The organism is Nitrospiraceae bacterium, from assembly GCA_019637075.1.
Lineage (GTDB): Bacteria > Nitrospirota > Nitrospiria > Nitrospirales > Nitrospiraceae > JAHBWI01.
Genome location: JAHBWI010000003.1, coordinates 427,714 through 451,981, shown reverse-complemented (window position 1 = coordinate 451,981; position 24,268 = coordinate 427,714). Strand labels below are relative to the sequence as shown.

Annotated in this window: 22 protein-coding genes; 1 reads left to right on the top strand and 21 read right to left on the bottom strand. The window is 60.6% G+C overall.

The window, feature by feature from the left end; translation table 11 throughout:
* Nucleotides 1-68: 68 nt before the first annotated feature.
* The 17 genes from KF814_10235 to KF814_10155 form a co-directional block, all read right to left on the bottom strand.
* On the bottom strand, nucleotides 69-1,043 hold the full coding sequence (locus KF814_10235) for a ketoacyl-ACP synthase III (protein MBX3236522.1): 975 nt from the start codon (nucleotides 1,041-1,043) through the stop codon (nucleotides 69-71).
* The gene (gene plsX / locus KF814_10230; GenBank protein MBX3236521.1) at nucleotides 1,043-2,074 is read right to left on the bottom strand and encodes a phosphate acyltransferase PlsX; all 1,032 of its coding nucleotides are present in this window, start codon (nucleotides 2,072-2,074) and stop codon (nucleotides 1,043-1,045) included. Before plsX ends, KF814_10235 begins: the two co-directional genes overlap by 1 nt.
* 151 nt (nucleotides 2,075-2,225) lie before the next feature.
* On the bottom strand, nucleotides 2,226-2,411 hold the full coding sequence (rpmF, locus tag KF814_10225) for a 50S ribosomal protein L32 (GenBank protein MBX3236520.1): 186 nt from the start codon (nucleotides 2,409-2,411) through the stop codon (nucleotides 2,226-2,228).
* A gap of 43 nt (nucleotides 2,412-2,454) precedes the next feature.
* Entirely contained in the window at nucleotides 2,455-3,063 is a 609-nt protein-coding gene (locus tag KF814_10220; GenBank protein MBX3236519.1) for a DUF177 domain-containing protein, read from the bottom strand.
* 92 nt (nucleotides 3,064-3,155) lie between these two features.
* Nucleotides 3,156-3,401: a 30S ribosomal protein S18 gene (gene rpsR / locus KF814_10215; protein MBX3236518.1), complete on the bottom strand. Its 246-nt coding sequence runs from the start codon at nucleotides 3,399-3,401 to the stop codon at nucleotides 3,156-3,158.
* Between the two features lie 45 nt (nucleotides 3,402-3,446).
* Nucleotides 3,447-3,839, bottom strand: coding sequence for a single-stranded DNA-binding protein (locus KF814_10210; protein MBX3236517.1), 393 nt, complete (start codon nucleotides 3,837-3,839; stop codon nucleotides 3,447-3,449).
* The gene (rpsF, locus tag KF814_10205) at nucleotides 3,826-4,176 is read right to left on the bottom strand and encodes a 30S ribosomal protein S6 (GenBank protein MBX3236516.1); all 351 of its coding nucleotides are present in this window, start codon (nucleotides 4,174-4,176) and stop codon (nucleotides 3,826-3,828) included. The genes KF814_10210 and rpsF overlap by 14 nt, the downstream gene beginning before the upstream one ends.
* Nucleotides 4,177-4,364: 188 nt before the next feature.
* A complete protein-coding gene (locus KF814_10200) occupies nucleotides 4,365-5,966 on the bottom strand; it encodes an ABC transporter substrate-binding protein (protein MBX3236515.1) in 1,602 nt (533 codons plus the stop codon).
* A 22-nt stretch (nucleotides 5,967-5,988) separates the two neighbouring features.
* Nucleotides 5,989-6,570: an SCO family protein gene (locus KF814_10195; protein ID MBX3236514.1), complete on the bottom strand. Its 582-nt coding sequence runs from the start codon at nucleotides 6,568-6,570 to the stop codon at nucleotides 5,989-5,991.
* A 12-nt stretch (nucleotides 6,571-6,582) separates the two neighbouring features.
* Nucleotides 6,583-8,589, bottom strand: coding sequence for a YncE family protein (locus KF814_10190; GenBank protein MBX3236513.1), 2,007 nt, complete (start codon nucleotides 8,587-8,589; stop codon nucleotides 6,583-6,585).
* Nucleotides 8,586-14,582: a hypothetical protein gene (locus KF814_10185; protein ID MBX3236512.1), complete on the bottom strand. Its 5,997-nt coding sequence runs from the start codon at nucleotides 14,580-14,582 to the stop codon at nucleotides 8,586-8,588. Before KF814_10185 ends, KF814_10190 begins: the two co-directional genes overlap by 4 nt.
* Before the next feature lie 39 nt (nucleotides 14,583-14,621).
* Complete coding sequence (locus tag KF814_10180; protein MBX3236511.1) at nucleotides 14,622-16,172, bottom strand: hypothetical protein; 1,551 nt, start codon at nucleotides 16,170-16,172, stop codon at nucleotides 14,622-14,624.
* 594 nt (nucleotides 16,173-16,766) lie between these two features.
* Nucleotides 16,767-17,336, bottom strand: a complete 570-nt coding sequence (locus tag KF814_10175) for an acyloxyacyl hydrolase (protein MBX3236510.1) — start codon at nucleotides 17,334-17,336, stop codon at nucleotides 16,767-16,769.
* 118 nt (nucleotides 17,337-17,454) lie between these two features.
* Nucleotides 17,455-17,766, bottom strand: coding sequence for a hypothetical protein (locus KF814_10170; GenBank protein ID MBX3236509.1), 312 nt, complete (start codon nucleotides 17,764-17,766; stop codon nucleotides 17,455-17,457).
* Nucleotides 17,767-17,832: 66 nt separating this feature from the next.
* Nucleotides 17,833-18,477 carry a porin family protein gene (locus KF814_10165; protein ID MBX3236508.1) on the bottom strand — a complete coding sequence of 215 codons (645 nt, stop codon included), beginning with the start codon at nucleotides 18,475-18,477 and terminating at the stop codon, nucleotides 17,833-17,835.
* A 147-nt stretch (nucleotides 18,478-18,624) separates the two neighbouring features.
* Nucleotides 18,625-18,837 (bottom strand): hypothetical protein, encoded by a 213-nt coding sequence (locus KF814_10160; GenBank protein ID MBX3236507.1) that lies wholly within the window; start codon nucleotides 18,835-18,837, stop codon nucleotides 18,625-18,627.
* 34 nt (nucleotides 18,838-18,871) lie between these two features.
* Nucleotides 18,872-19,342, bottom strand: a complete 471-nt coding sequence (locus tag KF814_10155; protein ID MBX3236506.1) for an acyloxyacyl hydrolase — start codon at nucleotides 19,340-19,342, stop codon at nucleotides 18,872-18,874.
* Between the two features lie 429 nt (nucleotides 19,343-19,771).
* Between KF814_10155 and KF814_10150 the strand changes: the two genes are divergently transcribed.
* Complete coding sequence (locus tag KF814_10150) at nucleotides 19,772-20,317, top strand: hypothetical protein (protein ID MBX3236505.1); 546 nt, start codon at nucleotides 19,772-19,774, stop codon at nucleotides 20,315-20,317.
* A 72-nt stretch (nucleotides 20,318-20,389) separates the two neighbouring features.
* Here the strand turns inward: KF814_10150 and KF814_10145 are convergent, their stop codons facing one another.
* The 4 genes from KF814_10145 to KF814_10130 form a co-directional block, all read right to left on the bottom strand.
* On the bottom strand, nucleotides 20,390-21,595 hold the full coding sequence (locus tag KF814_10145; protein ID MBX3236504.1) for a hypothetical protein: 1,206 nt from the start codon (nucleotides 21,593-21,595) through the stop codon (nucleotides 20,390-20,392).
* Between the two features lie 123 nt (nucleotides 21,596-21,718).
* Nucleotides 21,719-22,810, bottom strand: a complete 1,092-nt coding sequence (gene ychF, locus KF814_10140; protein ID MBX3236503.1) for a redox-regulated ATPase YchF — start codon at nucleotides 22,808-22,810, stop codon at nucleotides 21,719-21,721.
* Between the two features lie 79 nt (nucleotides 22,811-22,889).
* Nucleotides 22,890-23,471: an aminoacyl-tRNA hydrolase gene (gene pth / locus KF814_10135; GenBank protein MBX3236502.1), complete on the bottom strand. Its 582-nt coding sequence runs from the start codon at nucleotides 23,469-23,471 to the stop codon at nucleotides 22,890-22,892.
* A 5-nt stretch (nucleotides 23,472-23,476) separates the two neighbouring features.
* Nucleotides 23,477-24,250, bottom strand: a complete 774-nt coding sequence (locus tag KF814_10130) for a 50S ribosomal protein L25 (GenBank protein MBX3236501.1) — start codon at nucleotides 24,248-24,250, stop codon at nucleotides 23,477-23,479.
* Nucleotides 24,251-24,268 lie beyond the last annotated feature (18 nt).

Below are 24,268 nucleotides of genomic sequence, written 5' to 3'. Positions count from 1 at the left end.
TCAGCCTTCAGCCATCGACACTATCCCTAGTCCCACAGCTGACTTCTGGCCTCTAAGCGCTACCGTTCCTACCACCGAATCAGCGCCGAGGCCCAGGTGAGCCCTGCGCCGAAAGCCCCGAGCATGATCAATTGCCCATCGCGCACACGCCCGTCCCGCACCGCCTCATCGAGCGCGATCGGAATCGACGCCGCGGAGGTATTGCCATACCGATCCATATTGAGGACAACCTTTTCCAACGGAAGCCCCAACCGATCCACGACCGCTTTGATGATCCGCACGTTGGCCTGATGAGGCACATACAGGTCGACGTCGCTCACTCCGACCCCATGGGCCGCCAGCGTTTCGCGCGCCACCTCTTCGAGCGTCCGCACGGCCACCTTGAAGGTCTCATTTCCCTTCATTTTGATGTACTGCAACCGATCAGTCACCATCTGGTCCGAAGGCGGAATCCTGGTTCCGCCCCCGGGCACGGTAATCAGGTCGCACATGCTGCCATCGGAATGGAGGTGCGTCGAGAGGATCCCACGGTCATCGCCGGAAGCCGACACCACGGCTGCGCCTGCGCCGTCACCGAACAACACGCACGTGTTTCGATCGGTCCAATCCGTGATCGCCGACATGACCTCCGAACCCACAACCAACACGTGGCGCATACCGGTCCGAACATAGGCATCCGCCACACCCAGCGCATAGACGAAACCGCAGCAGGCGGCGCCTAAATCGAAGGCCGCGGCACGGGTTGCCCCCAGGCGATGTTGCAGTAGACAGGCTGTCGATGGCAGCGGCGTATCGCCGGTGCAGGTGGCGAGGACGATCAGATCGAGTTCCGAGGCGGACACCCCGGCGGCTTTCAAGGCCCTCTCTGCGGCAACCAAGGCAAGATCGGAACAGGCCTGCCCGTCGGCCACCACATGGCGCTCTCGGATGCCGGTCCGCTCCCGGATCCATTCATCCGACGTCGCGACCATGCGTTCGATGTCGGCGTTGGTCACCACCCGCTCAGGCGCGTAGCTGCCGGTGCCGGTGATGCGTGCCCTCATCATGCCTGCTTCCCTTCCCCGCGTTCGTCCTGGTGACGGGCCAACGTCTCCTCGATATCGCGGTGAATCAATTCATCGAGCCGCGTTTCGGCCAACCCTTTGGCGCGGCGGATGGCATTCTTGATCGCCTTGGCCGATGAGCGTCCATGGCAAATCATGGTCGTGCCGTTGACACCGAGCAAGGGGGCGCCGCCGAATTCCGCGTAATCAATCTTTCGCTTCAAATTCAGCAATGGGGAAGCGATCAAGGGATAGGCCAAGCGACCCAACCACGAGCCGGAAATTTCCTTGAGCAGGAGCTTTTTAATAACCTCCGCCACGCCCTCCGAAATCTTGAGCGCCACGTTGCCGATGAACCCATCGCACACCACCACATCGGCGCTGCCGCTGTACACTTCCCGCCCCTCCACGTTGCCGATGAAGTTCAATGGGCTGGCTTTCAACAGTTTGAAAGCTTCCTTCGTGACCTCATTGCCTTTTGTGTCTTCTTCGCCGATGCTCAGCAAGCCCACCCGAGGATTCGGCTTACGGTACAAGTGCTTGGCGAACTCATTCCCCATCAAGGCGAACTGTTCCAAATGCTGGGCGCTACAGTCGACGTTGGCACCGACGTCCAACATCACCGCGCTGCCGGTCAAGGTCGGGAGCATCGTCGCAATCGCCGGCCGTTCCACGCCCTTGATTAAGCCCAACACGAAAAATGCCGCGACCATGCTGGCACCGGTATTACCGGGACTCACCACCGCATCCGCCTCGCCGGTCTTCACCAGCTCGGTCGCGATCCAGATGGAAGAATCGCGCTTCTTACGCGCGACCGCCGCCGGAGATTCGTGCATCTCCACGACCTGTGGCGCGTGCCGTATGGTGATACGTGGATCGCGGCAGTTGAGCTTGCTGCACTCCGCCGTGAGTTCGTTCTCTTTACCGACCAGAATGATGCCGACGTCCAACTCTTGGGCGGCTTGCATCGCGCCTTCAATGACGGGAGCCGGACCATGGTCTCCGCCCATGGCATCGACAGCAATCTTCATAGGCAATCAGCAGCCCACGGATGGAGTGGCAATGAAAAGAATGGAGAGGGCGCGCCGGCGGGCCCCAGAATGGTGTCCCGCTCGGCACGGCCTAGGATCGTGATCACGGTCGGTGATTGTACCCGAATCACGCAGGGAAAGGAAAACCCGCTTAGGATTCCTCGACCGCGATGACTTCCTTCCCCTTATAGGTCCCGCAATTCAAGCAGGTATAGTGGGGAAGCTTGAGCTCGTGACATTGCGGGCAGAGCGAAAACCCTGGAGGAACCAACCGGGTCTTGGCCGTCCGTCGCTTGTCGCGTCGGGCACGTGAATGTTTATGTTTCGGATTTGGCATGGCGACTCCTTCGACTACGGGCACATCACCCGGTTGATACTGACTACGCGTTACCGCCCTTCGACGGCTTCGAATACCGCTCGCGCAGTACCCGAAACGGATTGGGCCCTTCGTCCGGAGGGCAGGCGCAACGCCGCTCGTTCAAATTCTGCCCGCACTGGGGACACAGTCCCTGACAATCCTCTCGACAGATCGGCTGCATGGGCGCTGCAAGAATGACCTGTTCGCGAAGCATGGGGACGAGATCGAGATGATCACCCTGATAGAGGTACACCTCATCCTCTTCCTTGTCCGCTTCCTCGGCCGCCTCAACTGTTTCTTCCCGACGTCGGCTTGCTTTCCGACGGGATTCAACCGCTGGGGGCTTGGGCGCCGTCCCACTCTGACGCATGAATTCGGCATACACCGAGACGGACAACGGATCGGGATACTCGGTCAGACACCGAACGCATTGGCGGATGGCCGTTCCGTCCAGTGAGCCGGTCACCACGATCGGACCTTCTACCTTGATCAACTCCAAGTGGATCGTCAGCGGGCCTTGGAATTTCTCATCCGGTTCCACCAACCCCAATTGCGGCGCGGCAGCGACACAGTCTACCGCCAAGCTCTCCGACGTAATATCGACGACCGCAGGGTTGAGGGCATCCATCATTGAAACCACCGAGTATGAGCAATATCCCGCCGCGCGAGAAACTTCCCGACTCGGTCCATCCGATCCAACTCTCACCAAACAACTCCCGGCGCTTATCTCTCTTCGGCAAAGCTCACGAGCGCGATATGCCGAGCCCGCTTCACCGCCACGGTCAACTCGCGCTGATGGTGGAGGCAGTTGCCCGAAATCCGCCGCGGAACAATGCGGCCGCGCTCCGTCAGGAAATTGCGCAGCAGCCCGACATCCTTGAAATCGATCGGCGCCTTATCCACACAAAACCGGCACGGCTTGCGACGCTGAAAGAACCGCCCGCCGCCACTACGTTCTCCACGCTCCATACCAACCTCCATCGCCGGCGGGACGCCACGCGCCCCGACCGCCTGCTAGAACTGCTCTTCGTCGTACGAAGGTTCCTCGTGGCCGCCACCGCTCTCCCCGCTAGCTTCACCGCGCTTGGGCAGAAAGGTGACTGATTGCGCCACGACTTCGTGTTTGCTTCGTTTTTGACCGTCTTCGGTTTCCCAGCGTCGCTGCTGCAACCGTCCATCGACGATCACGCCGTTGCCCTTGCTGAGATACTGACCGCAGTGCTCGGCCTGCTTCCCAAATACCACGATGTCGATGAAGCAGACCTCTTCCTTGAGTTCATCTCCCTGCTTGAATCGCCGGCTGGTCGCGAGGCCGAAACTGGCCACAGGCGTTCCACTCGGCGTATACCGCAGCTCGGGATTCTTGGTCAGGTTCCCGATGAGAATGACTTTATTAAACCCCGCCAACGGTGGCTCCCTGCGGCTGCGGCGTCACGGCACCTCGCGGCGGAGCCGGTTCCTGTTCCAGCCGCACGCTCAAAAACTTGATGATCGAATCCTCGAGACGATAGGCGCGCTCAAGCTCGCCGATCACCGTCCCAGGTCCCTTGAAATACAAATAGACGTAGGTGCCCTTCCGTTCGCGCTTGATCTCGTACGCGAGCTTCTTACGACCCCAATTTTCCGCCTTGGCGATGGCTGCGCCGTTCTTTTCGGCAATGCCCTTCATCTTTTCGACAAGGGCCGCCGTTTCTTCATCGCTCAACGACGGACGAATAATGAACAGAGACTCGTAGAGCTCCATGCAGACTCCTCCTGGACATAGGCCCCCGTTCTTTTGACGGGAGCGAGGTGTAGGAAAGCCGGTCTAGCCGGCACGAACGGGCGAAGGTAGCACAAGATTTTAAAGGCTGTCAACGACCTAGGCCGCTTTCAGTAGGGTCATTCGGATCTTCCTCCAGAGGCCAGCGGTGCCAACCGGCTACCGCAGTTCTACGGCCGCGATTTCGGAGCAGTCCAGTCACTATAAGGAACGGCCATGGGAGGATCATCTGAAAAACCCAGTACCAATACCCGATCATGCCCCAATCGACGCCCCGGTCCGAATGACAGAGGAATCCCCGCCCCCTCGTCCTGGTTGGCGAAGGTCTCAAGCGAACCGATCAGGGCCAGCCGGCTCAGGTCACGCCCTGCCCGCTTGAGAGCTTCCAGAAATGCGACCCCGGCAATTTGGGCCATCCGGGCATATCCCACGCTGGCAAGAGTGTCCTGCCCTGTCAGGGCTGCCAGTCTCGCAATGTCTTTAGCTGTCGGAGGGGGTAAGCCGGTTGCCAGGTAGACCTTTGACCGGAACTCCGGCGGCAGCTGCGCCACGCGGCCTCCCACCATGCCGACCGCGCCGAACAGGATGGGAAATATCCGCTCCCTGGCCAATGCCCGAGCCAGCACAAGCAGATCTTCGCCTTCGCCTATCCATAGAATCGCGTCGACCCGCTGTACCTTGATCTGGGTAACGAGCGGCTGAACCGCCAGTCTGCCGATTGGATAGCCCTCATTCAGCACGACCGTCAAACCATGACGGGCTGCTTGCGCTAGAGCGCTCTGGTGCGTCTCGTCATTGACTGAGGCCTGCGCATGAATGACCGCGACGCGCGGCTGTGCGCTCCCGACGAGTTCCGACGCGCGACCCGCAAGCAGGTCAATCAGAACGCGAAATTGGAGAGCAAATCCCGGCAGTGAATAGAACACATAGGGATTGGGTGGATCGGAGATTTTTGGTGAGAGTGCCAGGGGTCCGATCAAAGGGACCTGTTGTTGTTGCAGAAATGCGCCCGTCCTTTCATCTCCGGACGGGCTGAAATTCCCCACGAGTGCGAACACCTTATCTCTCTCGACGAGCAGACGGGTCGCCTCGACAGTCCCGTTGGGCTCGCCCTGCGAATCTTCGGTGACGAAGATCACCCGACGCCCATAGATACCGCCCCGGTCATTCATCGAGGCAAACAAACCGGCCAGGGTTGCGCTGACATCTCGGCCGATCTGAGCCAGCGGGCCTGAACGCGGCAGGGCGGCTCCGACCGTGATTGAATCCGAGGCAATGCCGGGGTCGACGTCGGCGTCCCCCCCAAGCTCTCGCATGTAGGCGAGCAAGGCTGTGGATTGAGCCGTCGTCATGCGGTAGCGCGGCATGGCAGGCTGCAACCGGTTGCCCGACGCGTCACGTCCTTCTGTGATGGCACGCAACAACGTTTCGTCCGTATAGGGTCTGCGCCTGCGACCGGGACCTGAGTCCGACGAGCGCAGGACAGCCGGGGTTAATGGTGGAACCCTCAGGCCCCCTTCTTGACTTCCTTCCCCCCTCGCCCCATGACATTGGGCACAGCGAAAGAGCGTTGCCGGAAGCCAGACATCCGATTCCTGACTTTGCGCCTCGATGGGGTCCATTTCCTCCCCTGCGCCACGCTGGTAGATCATCCGCCCCGCGCGCGCGCCCGGCGTCAGCGGATCCGTCCAGGCAAGGGCCGACGCAGAAACCGTCAGCACCATAAGTATGAGAAGTGCCAGCCGAGACAGGAGGTGTACGGAAGATGCCATGATACGGATCATGCGCGAAGGACTAGGGAAGCGGTGACGCTGCGGATGCCGGCACCGCGGAAGCCGCAGCCAAGGCTTCCATCACCATCGGCACAGATGCCTGTCCATATAAGCGCGTCCACACACCCGAGGCGTCATTGCCGACCACGATCAACGCAGGGTGATCGACCTTGTCGGATGCAGTGAGACCAAATGCCGCCAGCAACCGATCGATCTCGCGCTTGGATCCGGTGACGAACGTCCATCCCGCTCCGCGACCGAACTTTTCGGCATAGGCCTGGAGTTGAGCCGGACGATCGGTAGTCGGATCAATGCTGACCGACAGAAGACTCACGGCCCGCTCGGGTTGTGTACGCAATCGGTGTTGCACTCCGTTGAACAATGCGGCGGAGGCAGGGCAACTGGACGCGCACGCAGTGTAGACAAAATTGATTGCGACGGTCTTGCCCTTGATCAAATCGCTGTAGAACCGATGCGAAGTTCCGGTCTCGTCCAACACCTCCACATCCGGGATCACCGGCGCCGCCGAATCTGCGAGCGCAATCGACGGCGCGAGCATGGCCAACGAAAACGCCGCCGTGATCAGACCTGCTATCCCTCTCATTTCCACCCTTCCTCAGTGCCTTCCCGCAGCCTTCGTCCCGACTTCCGAGCGCGACTGAGCCGGTCCGACTGCCACGACCGTAGGTGTCCCATCGGTGAACCGAAGATGTCGCGAGGGGGCTTGCACCATCACCGTAAAGTCCCCGGCGTGTGGAAAGGACGAGGTCACGGAATAGGTGCCGCCCTCGAGTTCCTTCGCCCAATGCCGTTGCTGCCAGACACCCGGAGGTTCGACGAGGAGCACTTGCACATCCGTGAGTCCCATGATGGGCAGCGACGTCGAGGGATCGAGAAGTTTGAACAACAATGCGGTCGGCTGTTTCGCCGTAACTGGGACCTCCCCCGGCAACGCCTGCACGGTCGGCGGGCGGCGTGAGGCCGAAGACAATGTCTGTCCAGGCGATTCCTGCACCGTCACCTGAAAACAATGGGAGAGACGCGGCTGCTCCAGCAACAGCGGCACGTCAAAACGGCCCCCTTTCGGAAAGGTGACCGGCACCCGATAGGTTCCCGGGGCGACCTCCTTGAGGCTGCGATCGAGCATCACAATTCCTCGCGGCATTCGTCGGTAGTTTGAGAAGGCCCCCATCGGGGCCATCATGCCTTCCTGATAATAGTAGAGTGTCGCATCCGGCGCATTGGCCACCATCACCGCATTTCCGTCCGGAGTTGGCGCGATCATGGGCGAGACACCCAACTCCTGAGGTGCAACACTCGGTGCCTGTCGTCCGATCTGAAGATCTACCGGCGTGGCGTTCCCCTGACGGAGGGCACCCAATTCGATGAGACTGACCTTCTCCGATTCGATGCCACGCACATAAGCATAGTGCGATGTGAACACGATTTGATCGGGATCCTTTACCACCGGCACACGGGCCACGACCGTGTCGGTGGCGCTGTCGATGATCGAAACGTCGCTAGTCATCTGGTTGGCAGAAAAGACGAAGCGTCCCTGCGGTTCCACGGCCACGGCCACGACGCCTGGCCGGACAGCGACGTTTCTGCTGACGGATTGACGGGCCGGATCGATCACGGTAACGACCGAGCCATTCAACGACGCGACATACATCCGTTTGGCGGCGCCCGCGTAGGTCAATGCCACCGGAGTATCAGGAACAGGAATCGAGTTCGTCACTCTGTTGGTCTGAGCATCAACCACCGCCACGCTGTTATCCTGGCTGTTCGTCACATACAGGAGCCGGCTGTCCGGGGTGAACGCCAACGCATGCAGCCCTTGGCCTACCGAAAGGACCGCTGCAAGGCCGGACGTCGCCGCGTCCAATGCCGCCACCTGCCCGGTTCCGTCCAATCCCACCCACACCTGCCGCCCATCCGGCTGCAGCACGATCCGTCCAGGACGTGACCCGGCGCCGGTGGAAACCGTTGCGACAAGTCGTCTACTCCTGGTGTCCACCACTGCCACTGCCGCCTCATCCGGCATCGTCACATACAACAGGGTCCCATCGGCAGTGAGTACCCAATCGGCCCCGGTGCCAGGCAACGGCACCAGACTTTCCAGCTTGCTGGGGCTGAACTCCACCAACGGATTGATGACGGAAATGGTCTTGTCATGATTCAACGACAACACCACATATTGGTTCATGTCGACGTCGGCGCGGGCTCCCAAGCGACCGCCGAGAAGCCGCCGGATCTTGTCGGCGCAGGGCACTTCGTCGGAAACCATCTCCGAGGGCCGGCTGGTCATCCAGGCCCTGGGGCGGACACCGGTAACCGGCGCACCGGATTTTGCGTCCGTGAGGGAGAGTGTGACCATCGCTGGCCGACCGGCAGAAGGAGCGTGGCCGTCTCCCGTCTCATCGAACGGCGTCACACGCAACTCCACCGCAAGGCCGTTCTGCACGACACGCTGCAGCACTTCGTTCCCATCTTTTTCCGGAGACGCCGGGGGGGTAACCCTTCCTGGTTCTCCGCCGAACACCGGAGTGGTCACAAGCATCAGCGCCAAGGGAACCAGCCCCAGCCATCGCCGCCCGAACACCAATGTTCCTGCTCTTCTCATGGCTGGTCGCCGGACTTGGCTTGGGACAAGGCAACCTTACAGCTGCTGGCCTCGTCTCCGTTGTTCACGAGCTTCTTCCTGAACCAGCCTGATGGTTCCCACCAGCTGAGCCTGGGATTCTCTTCGACTCGGAGAATGCCCCACAGGCCCCCGCCGAACATGAAGCCCTCCTGCGTGCGGTAGAGATAGTCCCCTGTAACCTTACAATCCCCGCCGGCCGCGGTCAGGATATTGATGGCCCGGCCAGGCCCGATGCCGCCGGTCGAACCTACCCGCGCCTGATTAAACTGATTCCACCCCATCGTTCTCGAGTCATTGATCCAGGGAATGAGCCCCCAATCATGACCGAACAGGGTGAACCCATGTTGTCGCGGGTGGCCGCCCGGATGGACCACGCGGAACCGGAGATGATCTCCCGCCTTGGCTGTGAACAGCGGTGTCTCCGGATCGCAGTACCGTCCCTTCGACGGATTGGCATCGCAGCGGAAATGGGGAACTGTCGAGCTCAACACGTTCGACCAATCGAATTCGCTCATGGCATCCGGCTCATCTGCGGCGCTGGCCCCAAGCCTCGCCCAGAGGGGTTCCGTACGGTAATTGAAGGCTTTCTGCCCCGAATCTTCCGAATCGTCGCCGTTGCGCAAATTCGGGATCGGCTGGCCATACTGCTGCAGGCTCAGGTTGTCCTGGTAGAGCAGCACCATTTCATTGAACCGATACAGCTTGCGCGAATCCTCGGCCGGCTTGGGCGGGCAAGCCAGAAGTTGTCTCCGTTTTCCTCTCTGCCCAGGCACCGGCTGCCCATTCCAATAGTCGACCTCCGCCTGGTCCTTGCGAGAGCCGGTTACCTTCCACTCCGAGCATTGCGGTTCGACGATCAAGGCCCCAATCGCCCCGTGGGACGCATGCTTGATGACGTCCCCCATGTCCTGCAACGGAATCGCTCCGAACTCGTAAGGGATGCCTACGATTTTCTTACCCTTCTGACGGGCGGCAATTTCCCCGGCGTACCAGTAGTAGGTCTTTCGTGGCTCACCGGGTCCCACCGTGGAATCGTCGTTGACACCGACATGGGCGCCGTCACTCGTCTGGATACTGTGATCCACGAGTTGAGGATGCAGGCCCACCCGGTGCGAGGAGCGAACCTGATTGAAGGAAAATCCGGCAACAATCGGCGGCACCATGTTGTAACTCCAGCTCTCCGAATTGTCAGGGCCGTCCAGATGATGCTCGGGGCGAATCATGTTCTTCAGCGTGACACGGATACAGTCACCGGCCCGTGCACGCAGGATCAGCGGCTCTGCCCGCTTCCCGCCCGAACGCAATGCCGACACCTCCGACGCCTCCACGAACAGAATGGCGTTGGGATCGGCGATGCCGAAGTGTTCGTTGTAGACCAGCTTGCCGCCCGGCAAGAGGTCTTTCGCCAGCCAGGCTTCCACCTCGTAGTGCTGCTGGAACGACTGTTGTGCCGCCGACCGGCAAAAGGCTTCCAATGCGTCTTTCGGCTCCTCCAGATCGGTCGAGTCTGACGCCGTTCGTTCCGACGCTTCCCCATCGACAACCTCGAATAACTCGCTGTCGAGCGTCTCATCGAGCCCTTGCTGCACAAAGGCGGAGGCCAGGACGTCGTGCGTCCGCTCCGTATTTCCCGGCAGCCTGGTCAATCCCGGTGCGGACTCGGTGCGGGAGAAGACCCGCATGAGTCCCCATTGGCCATCCCAGAGATTGTCGGTCGCACCGGATGCGTAGAGGTGATCGACCACTTTCCGGCTCCCGTTGCCCTTGTCGAACGGCATGAACTCGACGACCCGATCGTTGAACTCGAAGTGTTCCGAAATACCGATATGTTGTGCGCTCACATAGCCGGTATTGGTTGAATCAGGCTGAGCCAACCATTTTGCGCCGTGCATCGTAAAGACATGCTGCTCTTCCTGCGCGCCTTGGATCAAACGAATCTGGACGCGATCCCCTTCATAGGCCCGCAGAAGTGGCGTTGCGGGATCGCCGGATTCGCGCCCCACATCGGTGCCCTCGGTGAAAATGCTGCTGTCTACTACGGATTGCTTGTCGTGCACCACGGAGCTGAACACGTGGGCCAAGTCACCACGGCCATTCTGTTCCGATAGTTGGACAAACTCTTTTCCGGTAGAGGCCTTGGTCGCAATCCGCAGAGGAATGGGCTCGTTGCGATAGTTGATCAGCTGAGTGCCCGGATCTTTCGTCGAGATCCCTTCCGGCACGGGAATCCGGCCTGGAAGGATCGGCGTTCGCAGTCCTCCCTCAATTTGGCTCGGCGGATTGATGGGTTGATTTTCCCTGTCATAGACGATCGCAAAATCGGCAAACGCCAGATTGAACTCTCTTGCCGTGCGCTTGTCATCAATCGTGTCCTTGTGGTCCAACCGGTCGCTGCAGACCAGGCCGTCTTTCTGTTCGGTGATGCACGCCGTGCCTTGGCCACGGACGATGAGATTTGCTGCGTAAAACGTGGGGCCACCGTCGTGCCGCCCGTCCACCTTCTCGGGTTTCCCCTGCGCATCCGTCCCACCCATCAATCGCCCATCAGGGAAAAACCATTTCGAGTTCCGAGGCTCCACGACGAGCGCCGCGTAGAATCCGTGGTGTTGGTGCGAACTCGGTCCGAAATGGTCATGGGTGAAGACGGTCCGCAAAGTCCGGTCATGGGAATGTTTGTCACCCGGCTTTGCGTTTAATACTGGGTCGGCCCACCAGCGCTGGATCGTGGTCTGGGCGCCGCACCAGGGATGCCGGATGCGATCGTTGTCGTTCCCGCCCATGTCGCTGCAGTATCCACGGCTATCTCCTGCCAGCGCGCCGTCTTCCGTCGCGCCCAATTGTCCTTTACGCAAGAACAGCCGGTGCGTGTGCGGCTTGATGGGAGTGGCGGGATTGGCAGCCCTGATCGCGTGAATGCGCTCGCGAATTTCGTCCGCCGCCAACGTGCCGTCCTCATAGTTCCAGCCGTTCCCCGAGCCATCCGACGACGTCACGTCGAACTTCACCAAATGAATGTGCTGTCCGATCGTATCGGTGGGCGAGTACACCTGGAAATCGTCCAGATTCAGGTTGCTGGGAATGAGATTCGTGGCTTTGAACACCACACATTCGCCCGACTGCGCGCGGAAGAACAGCGGCTCCGTGGGGCGCTTCCCGTCTAAAGTCGCCTGGACGTCCTCTTCCAGCACCGGGAACCGCGCCTGAGGATCATGCCATCCGGACTTGTTGACGGTCATATCCATCTGAATGTAGACGGCACGGTACTCACGGACTTTCACCTCGCGGATCTTCCCTGATTCGTCGATCCACTGTTTGGGACAGGGATTGGAAAACGGCGCCCCAGGCTCGCCTTTCCCGATATTGGGCAGCTCCACGTTGCCGCCACCGTTGACGCGAAACAGGACCCGCGTTCCCGCTTCACTGTCACAGGTGCCATCCGACAGACAGGTCTTGTAGCCGGGCGCTTCCCAATTGTAGGGAGTCGGCTGCCAACCTGCCGCCCCCACCCTGACGGCGGGAGCGCCGTTCACGATTGATTGTCCGGCGTGAAACCGCATGGCCGCCTGTTCCTGCTCATTCCCATGGTTGGGATAGGTCTTGACGGTAGCCCGTTCCAGCTCGCGTGCGAGCACCGACAGGTCTTCGCTTCGGTTCTGGGAGGAGACGCGGGCGGCGATATCAGCCGAGGCCTGGCGTCCACGATCGAAGAGATCGTGATTCTGCGGAGGAGCCTGCTTCATGTCCTGCGGGCCATGCGCTTCAGAGCCATCAAGCACCGCCCCGTCCATCACGACGTGCCGCCGCAAAGCCGTGGCGTGATCCTCGCCCTCGATATCCAGAGGCGGCTGCGGAGGACGGTGCCCCTTTTCGCCGGCAATGTAGAAGGGATACCCCTTGAAATCCTTTGTCGGCATCGGCGCGAGCGGCGTGCGGGGCAGAGGCACGACCGCCGGAGTCGGCGTGCCTTCCTCGATGTCGTGATCGGGCAACCACCGTAACCGGCTGCCATCCTCGAATACGTCATGGGCCCGCCATAGCTCCCACATGCCCTGCGCAAAGTGCGGATAGAGGTGGCAGTGGAAAATCGAATCGCCGGGACCGAGATTCCGGTTGCCGGATCCCCCGTAATGCACCTCGTACGAGAATGCCGTCCCGGGCGAGATCGTCTGGGAGTCCAAGTAATGAGACTGCGGATCGTGCTTATCCTCGACCCACTGATGCGCATGCAAGTGGAACACATGCGTTTCCTTCGGACCTGCATGCATATTTCGGAACCGGATCGGATCACCGAGGTAGGAATGGTGAACATTGGACGGATCATCCGGATACTTGGCCTTCATCTTGTACAGCGGGCGCCGTTCCGGCTTTCCATCACGTCCCTTCACCGTCGTTTCCCCGATTTTGATCAAGTCTCCCTGAGCGTTTCGCTCATAGCCCACCACCATCGCCGGGTCGCCGTTGACCCACGATGTCAGGAAGAACTCCTCGAGCTTGCACTCGGCACAGTCCCGCGCGGGCCCGAGCTTCTGTCGATTCGCCACGACCATCGGCCCCAGCCCGGAGACGCCGTAGTTGATCCCCATACCGTCACGGATCGAGGCCAAGGCAGCATCTTCCTGCCGAATATCGTCGAAGGCCTGAACCGCCGTCACCTCATCGTGAAAAATGACCGTAAACTCGCGGTAGGGCAAGCCGCAGGCATTTCCCTCTCCCATCTGTTCGCAACTCGCTTCCTTCTCGATGTCGACCACGGCATTGAGATCTGAATAGACGAGCTCGCCTCCGCTTGGACAGGCCACCCGGCCCTGCATGCCCCCTTCGGCACCCTTATCCCGGCACTTCAGCATGTTTAAAATAGGATCGCCCTTGCGCGGTCCCTTGGCAAAGACAGCCTCATAGGCAATGATCGGTTGGCCGTAGGTGGTGGTTCCGGTGGTTGCCGCCTTCAAGTCCGACTCCGCCACCTGAGACCGATACCAGTTCGCGCCGCGCGGTTGAACATTCACCGCGCCGAACAGTCCCAGTCCCAACTGCCCGCCGTCTCCCTCTCCTCCCGCAGGCGCGGCCATTGAATAGAAGAAGTAGGTGCCTTCCTTTTTCGCATACCACGTGTAGATGCGGGTTTCGCCCGGTGCGGCCAGCGCGCACAAATCTTTCCCAAAATCGACCGGATCGGCGGAGCAGCGGCCGTCCGTCTTGTTCCCCGACTGATCGTGCCAACCGTTTCTACCGACGTTCGCGCCGAGCGAATCGATCGAATCCACCAGGCTCAATCCATTGACATGCATGGAGGCATGGCGGGTCGTAGGCTCATCCCCATCGTTCGATACCACCAGGCGCTTCTCCGGATGGGTCAATCGCCGCTCTGGATCCAGCATCAGCTCCTGACCACCAGCGCTCGGCGCCAGCAGATTCGTCATCCTGACCTGCAGGCAGTCCCCTTCATTGGCACGCAGCACCAGCGGCCGCGGACGTTTGTCGGAACGGAGTTTCACCCGTCCGACCAGTTTAAGATCATCAGGGCCTGGTTCGGAAGAGATCGCCTGTTCGACCTCGTTGGGCCACTGGTCCAGGTCTCCATTCAACAGGTCCAATTCCTTATTCTCGGGCTCATGCTTGCGCTCGCCTCCGGCATCGCGCTCATCGGCCAGGACGACATCTTTCCGCAACGCATACATGATGCCCGCGGGATTAAAGGATCCGAACCGGTTGTAGTAATAGACCTGGTCCAGCGCAACGACGTCGGCGGTGATCGTCCGCTCGCAGACAGGCTTGTGCACAACCTGCGATTGAGGCGCCTGGTGCGTGACACAACCGGCGCCCACCAAGCTGATCAGTCCCACCAGCGCCATGGTACCGAGCGCTTTTGGCCGCCCGCCCCGCCAACGCACTCGGGATAGTGTCGTAGGCCCCACGGCCATCGGTGAGGGCGCTCCGGAATCCTTCCGTAGACAGACTCGCTCAACTCGCATCGTCGTAGTCTCCAAAGCCTAATGGGTTTGAAATGAATGCTAGTCGGTACAGGAAAAGAGCGGCGCTGCCTTGCCCGGCCAAGGCGTCAGCCGAGGGATATTCGGCAATCCGCTGTCCGGCAGCGCCCATCCTTGAGCGAGAAAGGCCAGACATTGAAAATTTAGCGCCGGCTGGTCTCCACCCTGAACGCCTGTCGGCTCAGGGAAGATGTACTCCCCCACCGGTGCGACATAGATGCCGGCGGTGAGACCATGGGCCGATTTGGGTCCACCGGGAATATCACTACCGTCGAGCAGCGGGCCTGGATTGTCGATGCGTACCATCAGTTCCCTGGTCGCCCCCTTCAGGACTCCATTGATATCGAATAACGCTGCGGACGTGAGCGGCGGCGTATACCGGAACCGACCGAAGACGGCCTGAACTTTGTCGGTGCTGTGCAGGAGACGGGTCTTCGGTGTCCCGCCGGGCGCTACGTCGACGGCATAGACGCTCACGGATCTGGTCGGATCGGTCGTGAATCCTTCGACCTTCAGACGGTCCTGACATTCCGCTGCAGCACCGCACTGTGCCACGGGCCCTTTGGTCCCGAGCAGCGATTCTTCCAACGTCACATAGGCGCGTCCGCCCGGCTTCGTATAAATGCCGACGTTGACCACCAGCGTGTGCACGGAAACAAAACGTCCCTGCGCACCATTGGCCAACGTACCGCCGAACGTCACATAGTCTCCGACTTTCAGAGGCGCCTGCTTCGTCGCATCACAAGCCGGACAGGCCTTGATAACATCGGCACCGAATCTCGTCGGTGGCACAAGATCGACTGTGTCCATGACGAACGTCCCCTCGGCGGGCCGATTGGCGGCAGGACATTCGTTATCACTGGGTGAGCGGGGCACGCACATGGGATATCCGGTGAGGGCATGGACGGTCGGGTTCCCCTGATCCACCGTGAACCGCGGATCGGGAAAGCGGGAGTCCGGATTGTCGGCACCGATTGCGGGCGGCGCAGGATTTGGCAAGCCATAGCGACCGTCTCCGGGAAAGGGATCGGATACATCAAGGGCCGGATCGTTGAGCCTGATTCGCGTGTCGCCGGCACTACACACCGTCGCCGTCTTGCTGGCGCCGACGCAGATCACCCCGGTCGTCACATCAATCTGGTGGATGAACCCAGCGCCCACGTTCAATGCCTGCTGAGAAATCGAGACCAAGCCGGCGAGGTAGACGCCGTCCACAATATTGCCGTCGATGGATGCTTCGAACGCAGCCAGCGGCGGAAACTTGTCGCTCAAGGCCAGACCGGACTCATGGTATTTCTTCGATACACCTTGGGCCTTCTCAAAGATCTGCTGCGGCGTGAAGTATGCGGCCGGCAGTTGCACCACGAGGTTCTTCGGCAGAACAACCTGGATGCCGTTGACGGTCATCTTGGCCCCGGTCAGCTTATCGGCGGGATTATCGAGCGAGAATTGTTCGATATGCCCGACAAGCTGAAACGGTGTGACCGTCTGCGCAAAGGCCTTCGGCTGGCCCGGCGCAAGAGCCGACAGCACGGCAACGAGTCCTGTGACGACAAGAGTACATGAACGCATGAGGTCCTCCCCACTCGATAGGCGCGAACAATACGTAGCGGCAAAACGGGCCGGAATATTGATCGGACCATCCGGCCACTGCAAGCTCGTCTTGGACCGACAGCTCTAATTGCCGGCGATATCTGCAGGATGCTTGCCATTGTTGCTCCTGAATGGTGGGAAATATCTGGAGATCTCAAACCAAGCCGCAGGCCGCATCGGCGGCAGGATCGCACCGCGCGCTCCTTTGGTACTGCAGTAAGCGGCTGGCGAGAATTCGTCGGCGCAGCTATCGCGACGCGGAGTGGTAGACAAACCGCATTGCCGTCACACGGGCCCGAGAGCGAACATCGGCAGCTGCTCATCATCTGGGGCGATGGATATTTATCCAAGTAGATACACGATGTACGAAATGAGATACGGCGAGGGATTGCGGAAAAAGGAGAGCCGACACCACCGCTCAGCGAAACCCTTGTCTCACATTACGACAGTCACCGCTGGACAAATCCTGCATCGTCGATTCGATGAGTCGTCGATGCCGAAGAGTCCAGAAGATCTCTTCGACCTTCGGCTGTTTCGGAAGAAAATCGGCGGGAGTGAGAACACTGAGGGCGGCTAGAATCGATAGGTCCACTCAATCATGTGCAGATCGACTCCGCGGCTGTCGCGGCCGTAGATCGTGCCATCCGAGTAGTGCTGAAAACGGTAACCCACGGTGAAAGGGTGGATGAGGACTGCGCTGAGTCCGGCAGTGCCGACGAATTGGAACGGCCCGCCGAAGTCTTGAAGACCGAATCGGTGCCGAGTGAGCAACGCGCCTCCGGCCCCGGCGTCCAATGTCACGCGCCCGTCCCGATCGCCGAATGCAATCAAGGGGACGGCCGTGAGCACGCCCGCCGTTGCCCCTTCTCCTTCCAACACGCCGACACTCGCGAGAAGCCGCGTGCCGACACCCCATCCGGAAGCGCCGTACCAACTCCACGGCAAGCGCCACATTGCGAGGGCATCGCCGGCGGCGAAGACGCGGCGTTGCTCTTCCCCAAGAGGTGAACTCCCCTTGACGCTCAAGCCTCCCCGGAGGCCGACCGCCATGAGTTCGGTGTCACCGGCATAGGCCGTCCATGCGACTCCCCAGAGGAACGCACCGACGAACATCATCACACTTCCAAACGAACCTCGGGGCACACTCCACTCCTTCGACTCGGTTCCTCACCGAGCGAAGCGGAGTTCGGACCGCCGGCACGTCGAGCAACCACAAGATGCAAGTTGCACCATAGCACGAGACGGCGCAGCCTCGCATGCCTCATTTCTTTTTGAATTGCGGCGGTGCATTGGCCGGTGGACTCGGTTTCGGTGTCGGCGAACCGGCGCTCTGACGCCCCGTCGCTCCAGATCCCCCGCCGAACCAGCCGTAACCCGGATAGCCGTAGTACCCGAGCGGCCACCAGGCCGGTCCGAAGTACGCTGGTCCGGGCTCCTCATAGCCGTAGCTGACGGCTTGATCGAGCCTCGTGAGCCGTTCGGTTTGATGAAGTGACTGCGCGCAGGAAGCCGGACTCAATAAGATCGCGCCCACCACCGCATTGCGCAGGAACGATCGAATGGCTCCCATCATCTGACACCTCCTGTCTGTACCTCGGACATGACAACTCCTCATACATGCCTCGGCAGCCGCCTCCCGCTAAAAATGGTACGACAGCCCGACAAAGACTTGGTGTGCTCGATAGGTGGCATCGAATCCGCCGACCGGACCGAACGCTCCCCCGAATCGAAAGGTCGAATCCGTGTACTTATACTCGGTGAACAGGGCAACCTGAGGCGTGAGAAACGTGCGAATCCCCGCCAGCACGTTGCCGCCGATCGAGACTTGGCTGTCCGACTCCGTCGTCGCGGAACTGCCGAGCCGGGCCACCAGCACAGTTGGACCGCCGCCGATATAGGGCTGCCACGTGACCCCGGGATACCGCAATAGCACATGGGCCCCGATGTTCGTCACGCTCAGATGAATACCGGGCACCTCATCGAGATGTTTGATGTGGGGAGCACTCTGAGTGACGTCGAGTTCGAGGCCCAGAATCCCGTGACCTGGGAACAACCCAATCTTGCCGCCGAAGGCGGGACTCGTGACAAGATTGAAGTTCGGCGAATCGAGCCCTGCCAGTGCCCCGCTCCCTCGCACATTGCGCAGGGGGTCGGCAAAATTCACACCGATCTGCCCGGCCACGTACCATTCCGCGTGGAGCCGGCTCGAACAGAGTATGAGATTAATGAGGAGGACTAAGAATCCGAGGAAGATCTGATTGCGGATGGACCTCGCGTGTACCATGGCTGTTGCTCCCATGGGCGAGGCTTGTCGATATCATAACAAGCAGCCGCGCGAGGACATTGGACAAGTTGGCGATCGCGCCGGCGGTCCGGTCGAGTCAGGTTGTGAACCCTGCGAAGTTGTGCGGATTTGTGAACCGGAATTGGACTACGGCTGGTTTTGCGCGGTGGAATTGTACAACCGATAGAGCAGAAGGCCTGCGCCGACGGCAATCACCAGCCCGGCGAGGAACCTGGTCCCAAACCCCAGGGGCCCGACCACCAGTTCATAGAGGCGGGGAAGGCCAAACGGCGCCACGACTGCCAGCACGAGCACGAGCAGGTGTCGACCAAGATAAATCGGTTCACCGGGCTTACGCATCGGAACAAATCCTCAAACCGTTCAGGTGGAACGATCAAAACCGGTAGCCGACTTCGAAGAGGTGCAGATCGACCCCGCGGCTATCGTGTCCATAGATCGTGGCATCGGAGTAGTGCTGGAAATGATAGGCCAACCCGACCGGTCCGAACAAGCCGAGATTCACGCCGAAGGTCCAGACGAATTGAAAGGGCCCGCCGAAATTCTGTTCACCGAACTTGTAGTCGCTGAGCAGGGCACCGCCGCCACCCATATCGATGGAAAACCGCTCATCCTGGCTGCCGAACGCCACCACCGGGACTGCCGTGGCAATCAAGTTGGTTTCCTTGGCGCCTGTCAGTGCCCCTCCGCTCAGAACGAGCCTCGTGCTCAGGCCCCAGCCGGAGCTGTGATACCACTGCCAGGGTAGGCGCAATGTCGCCGCTACGTCGTATTGGTGAAAGTCGGTCTGGGTCTGCTCGCCGATGGGCGAGCTGCCGCTGATCCCATAGCGCACATTGACGGACATGAGCGATACGCCGCCTGAGATCGACGGACCTGGCTGCCACGCGAATAGGGTCAGCACAAACCAAAGGACGAGGCCTGAGCGGATACGGGGCAGTCTGATGGCAGAACCGTTGAGTGGATAGGATCCGATGACCGTGCTCCCGGCGTTAGTCGAGGAGCATCACAGGCACCGGACAACACCGGCCGAAGCTCCGAACCTTCATCACGGCCGGACAATAGCACAGAACCGCTCCGAGCGGGAGCCCCGGGGTTGTTGGGGGCTTTGTGCGCGGCAGAGTGGGCCTCCGACCTCGGGGACCTAGGAGCCTTCCTGGTGGACAACCGGTCCCCGGCTTGGGGTAGGATGGGGAGGCGCGGGAATTCAACAACGCGCGCCAAACGGCCGGACATAGCAGTTCGTCGACCGGGCCTGCAACAGAAAGGACCGGGCATGTCAGCGACTCGCCGCCTCCTCTCAGGCCTCTTGTTTTCGGGAATCCTCCTCGGACTGCTCCCCCTCTACGCCCGCGCCGTTCCCATGTCCCCCGACCCGCAAGGGTTCGAAGGCATCCCGTGGGGCGCGACCTTCACGGAATCCTCAGAATTTGCCCTCGTCGAGAACACGCAACACATCAAGGGCTACGAACTCAAGCAGGGACCGCTGCACCTCGGCTCCGCCCAAGTCGACTCGATGCGATTCCAGACCTATAACGGTCAATTCGTGCGAGTCATTATTCGTTACCATGGCAAACCCGTCCACCAACAAATCGTCGACTACTTCCAATCTCAATATGGGCAGCTCGATCGCACACCGGGCCAAATATCCAAAGGACCAGTGCAGCAATATAACTGGCAGGGGGAAGAGAGTGAGATCGTGTTGCGCTACGAAGAGATGAAGGACCGGGGCATCATCTTCTTCGAAAACCGTGCGTTTGCCCTCCGCTTCTCGGAGGGTAATATGGCCCCGGATCCAGACCTCGGCGGCGCCACCTACTGATCGCCTCACCGCCGGGCGAGTTCACCGATCGATCCACTCGATTTCTTGACCCCAGTCGAAACTCAGCAGCATTCACGAATGCGTCGCGCGCTTCGTTTCTTCGAGGTGTTTGGATAGGTAGGGCATGAAGGGAGTGCCGCCGGTCCCCACTGCGGTGGGATTGCTGGCATGCGATTGGTGCTGCCGGAAGATATAGCGGTCTGCATAACCCACGTGAATCTCGCGGAACTGTGCCAAGAGATCTATGCAGATGCAGTAGGCAGACCAGAGTTCCGGGTGAGTTGCCTTCCGATCCTCCACATACCCTAACAGCAGAGGACGCTGCCTCGCATCAATTCGGGATTCCAGCGCCGCGACAAAAGCCCGATGGCGAGGCGGCATGTACTCGCGCATCTCCTGCAAGTATTGAGTCAACGGATCATCGGCATGGCGGATGCCTAACCCGGCGTCGAGCGCGGGGACAATGGCACTCTGTGCGCCGGTTTCGCCGCGGAATTGCTGCGGCCGGTCGGCATAGTCTGCCACACCTTCGTAGAGAAGCCCTTGGGGAAGGGAGAGATTATTCTTCCACCCATGAATGTAGGGGCGAACTCGGCTGTAATAGATATAGGGATCACAGCGCTCGGGCATGCGGAGAAGCGTCTCCCGCATCGATTCTTGTGCACGAGCCAGGCGTTGAAGTCCTTCCAGCACCCCGGCCGGATCATTGACCGCCGCCGCATTCTGAGCCTGGACCAGGCCCACCAGCCCCGGGCCCGCTTTCGCTTCGATTTCCACATGCACCAGCACGAACCACTCTTCATCGAGGCCGCCGAGAAACATCTGTCGCAGCACGATATTACCCAACTCGATCGGCTTGCTCGGATCCAGACGCCGCCAGTTATGCAACGCGTAGGAGGCGTACGAGAGCACGGGAGGACGGCCAAGTTGCTTCGCGACGAGCCACCAAGGCATCGCAAGACTTGCCGGCAGGCGCATTGCAGGATGCTCCGGGTCCTCCCACACATACGCATGGCCCGCAAACGACAGGGTCCGCATGGCGGCCCGGAAGGTGTCGAGGTTCCAATCGTCGGCCACGGCCCCCACGACATCCCGGCGATCGTGGATGAAATCGCGGAACCGGCGCGCGGTGAGCAAGTGGTGAAGGTCCAGGGCAATCTCGTTTAAGATCGGCTCACCCGGCACTTCGCTGAGGGGATCGGTCGCAGGGAGGAATCCGCGCTCGGGGGAAATCTCAAAATCGGAGAGGGACAGCGGTGAAGGTCGATGCGCCGTCATGGCATCCCTTCTGCTCGTGATCCTGCGATTCTGCTTTCACTCTACCACATGCAGAACCGCACACAAGGGCCGTTTGGTCCGCAAGTCCCCGCCGCCAAACTTTGCAGTCTTATCGGCAACCTGCTAGACGGCGAAGCGGAAGTAGACGATATCTGCCTCTTTGATCACGTAGTCTTTGCCCTCGAGACGAAACAAGCCCTTTTCCTTTACCTTCGCCTCGCTGCCGCAGGCCAGCAGGTCGTCGTAGTGGTAGACCTCGGCCCGGATAAATCCCCGCTCCATATCGGTGTGGATCTTTCCGGCCGCTTGCGGCGCCTTGGTCCCTTCGGGAATGGGCCAGGCGCGCGATTCGATTTCGCCCGCCGTGAAGAATGTCACGATCCTGAGCAGGGTATAGGCTTCGCGGGTCAGTCGCACCAAGCCGGACTCCGTCAAACCCATTTCCTTGAGGAAATCGTCGCGCTCGGCCTCAGGCAAGGAAGACAGCTCCGCTTCGAACTGGCCGCAGATCGTCACGACCCGCGAGCTACGTTTGTCGGCCAACTCCCGCACCGCCTTGACCAACGGCTCATCCGCCGCGGCATTCTCGGAAACGTTGGCGACGAACAGCACCGGTTTTGCCGCGAGCAATTGAAACTCGGTGAGCATGGCCCGTTCATCCGGCGTATAGGAGAGGTTGCCGAGCCACTGCCCCTTGTCGAGCAACTCCATCAGTTTCTGGATGAAGGCGACTTCCCCCGCGGCCTTCTTCTCGCCCGCCCGCACTTTCTTCTCAGTCTTCTGCTTCCGGCGATCCAGCGTCTCCAGGTCGGCCAGCATCAGCTCCGTCTCGATGGTGCCGATGTCGCGAATGGGATCCACTCCGCCGCTGACGTGGACCACGTCGGTTCCCTGAAAACAGCGCACGACGTGCAGCAACGCATCGACCTCGCGAATGTGGCCCAGGAACTGGTTGCCCAATCCCTCGCCCTTGCTCGCTCCCTCGACGAGGCCGGCGATATCACGGACCTCCAAGGTGCTATAGGTCGTTTTCTTCGACTTGAATATATCGGTCAGCACGCGGAGGCGCGGGTCCGGGACAACGGCGACGCCGGTGTTGGGATCCACGGTGGCGAAGGGATAGTTCGCCGCCAGCGCTCCACCACCCGTCAATGCGTTGTAGACCGTTGTCTTTCCGACGTTCGGGAGCCCGATCATTCCGCAGCAGAGACCCATCTGTTCAACCTAACTGTGAGTGGTGAGTGATCTGTCTTAAAGGTGGAAGCCTGAACGCCCGCCCCTTGAGGTTGGAAAATCAGGTCTGATCCGTTTCACGGGGCCGGACATTGAACTGATTCATCGCAGCGGCAACGTCCCGGTTCAACAGTATTTCCAAGGCATCCACGGCCCGTTCCAGGCAGGGATCGTATACCGCCCGCTCGTCCTTGCCTACGTCTTCCAACACGTAATCGGCGGAGTCCTGACCGGGGGCTGGACGGCCGATCCCGATCTTCACGCGAACGAAGTTTGCGGTCCCAAGGGCGTCGATGATGGATTTGAGGCCGTTGTGCCCACCGCTTCCGCCCGACGGTCTGATGCGCAGACGCCCCGGTTCCAAATCCAAATCGTCATGGACGATCACGAGGTCGTCGGCGGTGAGGCTCAACTCGCGCAGGAGGCCCTTGAGGGGAGGACCGGTGACGTTCATCCAGTCCAGCATGCCGGCCAACTCGACCAGCTTGGAGCGGGCCCGGCCCGACCCGCGCATGGCCACCCCTTTCCTTGCGAGGCGGATGGACCAACGCGCGGCGGCCCGTTCGATGACCCAGCATCCGACATTGTGCCTGGTCTCGGCATAGTCGGGGCCGGGATTGCCCAACCCAACAATCAGACGCAACGCAGCTACTTCTTCTTCTCCGGTTCCTTCTTCTCGGCCTTCGGAGCCGCCGCAGCACCGGGCTTTGCTTCGGCCGCCGCTCCGGCCTTGGCCGCGCCCTCGGCGCCGCCGGCCGCCGCTTCAGCCGCCGCTTTCCCCTTCGCCGCCACTTCCGGCTCCTTCGCCCCTTCGGCTCCACCAGCTGTGCTGGTGAGCAAGGCTTCGAGCTTCGCATCGGACATCGGCGCCGCCACGCTCACGACCATGTGATCCGGATCATCGAGGAACCGGAGTCCGGCTGCCCGGGGCAATTCCTTCAGATGGATGCCCTGGTTGATGTGGAGACCCGATGCGTCGACTTCAATGAAATCCGGCAGTGCCGCCGGGAGACATTCGATGTGGATGTCGCGCAACACGTGGTGCAGCACACCGCCGTCCTTGACGCCCACCGGCTGACCGCCCGTCAGGTGCACCGGCACCTTGACGCGAATCGGCTTATCCATCGAAACCTCGAAGAAATCGGCGTGCAGCACGTTGCCGTCCACCGGTTCCACCTGGTAGTCCCGAAGGAGCGCAGTGCGCGTCGGCTTACCGGAAGTCCCCTTCACCGTCAAGGTAATCAGCGCGGTGGAACCGGTCTGGGCGCGGAGCACCTTCACCAGTTCTTCCGGGCTTACGCTCAACAGCAGGCACTCTCCCTGTCCATACAACACGGCCGGCACTTTCCCCGAACGCCGCAATTGGCGGGCCTGTCCCTTGCCGCCCTGTTGTCTGATTTCCGCGTTCATCTCGAATTTCATCTCTATGCCTCCTCGACC

Bases quoted from the DNA above. Each gene is read 5' to 3' on its own strand.
- KF814_10235 (MBX3236522.1), bottom strand. From the start codon at position 1,043: ATGAGGGCACGCATCACCGGCACCGGCAGCTACGCGCCTGAGCGGGTG.
- plsX (MBX3236521.1), bottom strand. From the start codon at position 2,074: ATGAAGATTGCTGTCGATGCCATGGGCGGAGACCATGGTCCGGCTCCC.
- rpmF (MBX3236520.1), bottom strand. From the start codon at position 2,411: ATGCCAAATCCGAAACATAAACATTCACGTGCCCGACGCGACAAGCGA.
- KF814_10220 (MBX3236519.1), bottom strand. From the start codon at position 3,063: ATGATGGATGCCCTCAACCCTGCGGTCGTCGATATTACGTCGGAGAGC.
- rpsR (MBX3236518.1), bottom strand. From the start codon at position 3,401: ATGGAGCGTGGAGAACGTAGTGGCGGCGGGCGGTTCTTTCAGCGTCGC.
- rpsF (MBX3236516.1), bottom strand. From the start codon at position 4,176: ATGGAGCTCTACGAGTCTCTGTTCATTATTCGTCCGTCGTTGAGCGAT.
- KF814_10200 (MBX3236515.1), bottom strand. From the start codon at position 5,966: ATGGCATCTTCCGTACACCTCCTGTCTCGGCTGGCACTTCTCATACTT.
- KF814_10195 (MBX3236514.1), bottom strand. From the start codon at position 6,570: ATGAGAGGGATAGCAGGTCTGATCACGGCGGCGTTTTCGTTGGCCATG.
- KF814_10190 (MBX3236513.1), bottom strand. From the start codon at position 8,589: ATGAGAAGAGCAGGAACATTGGTGTTCGGGCGGCGATGGCTGGGGCTG.
- KF814_10185 (MBX3236512.1), bottom strand. From the start codon at position 14,582: ATGCGAGTTGAGCGAGTCTGTCTACGGAAGGATTCCGGAGCGCCCTCA.
- KF814_10180 (MBX3236511.1), bottom strand. From the start codon at position 16,172: ATGCGTTCATGTACTCTTGTCGTCACAGGACTCGTTGCCGTGCTGTCG.
- KF814_10170 (MBX3236509.1), bottom strand. From the start codon at position 17,766: ATGATGGGAGCCATTCGATCGTTCCTGCGCAATGCGGTGGTGGGCGCG.
- KF814_10165 (MBX3236508.1), bottom strand. From the start codon at position 18,477: ATGGTACACGCGAGGTCCATCCGCAATCAGATCTTCCTCGGATTCTTA.
- KF814_10160 (MBX3236507.1), bottom strand. From the start codon at position 18,837: ATGCGTAAGCCCGGTGAACCGATTTATCTTGGTCGACACCTGCTCGTG.
- KF814_10155 (MBX3236506.1), bottom strand. From the start codon at position 19,342: ATGTCCGTCAATGTGCGCTATGGGATCAGCGGCAGCTCGCCCATCGGC.
- KF814_10150 (MBX3236505.1), top strand. From the start codon at position 19,772: ATGTCAGCGACTCGCCGCCTCCTCTCAGGCCTCTTGTTTTCGGGAATC.
- KF814_10145 (MBX3236504.1), bottom strand. From the start codon at position 21,595: ATGACGGCGCATCGACCTTCACCGCTGTCCCTCTCCGATTTTGAGATT.
- ychF (MBX3236503.1), bottom strand. From the start codon at position 22,810: ATGGGTCTCTGCTGCGGAATGATCGGGCTCCCGAACGTCGGAAAGACA.
- KF814_10130 (MBX3236501.1), bottom strand. From the start codon at position 24,250: ATGAAATTCGAGATGAACGCGGAAATCAGACAACAGGGCGGCAAGGGA.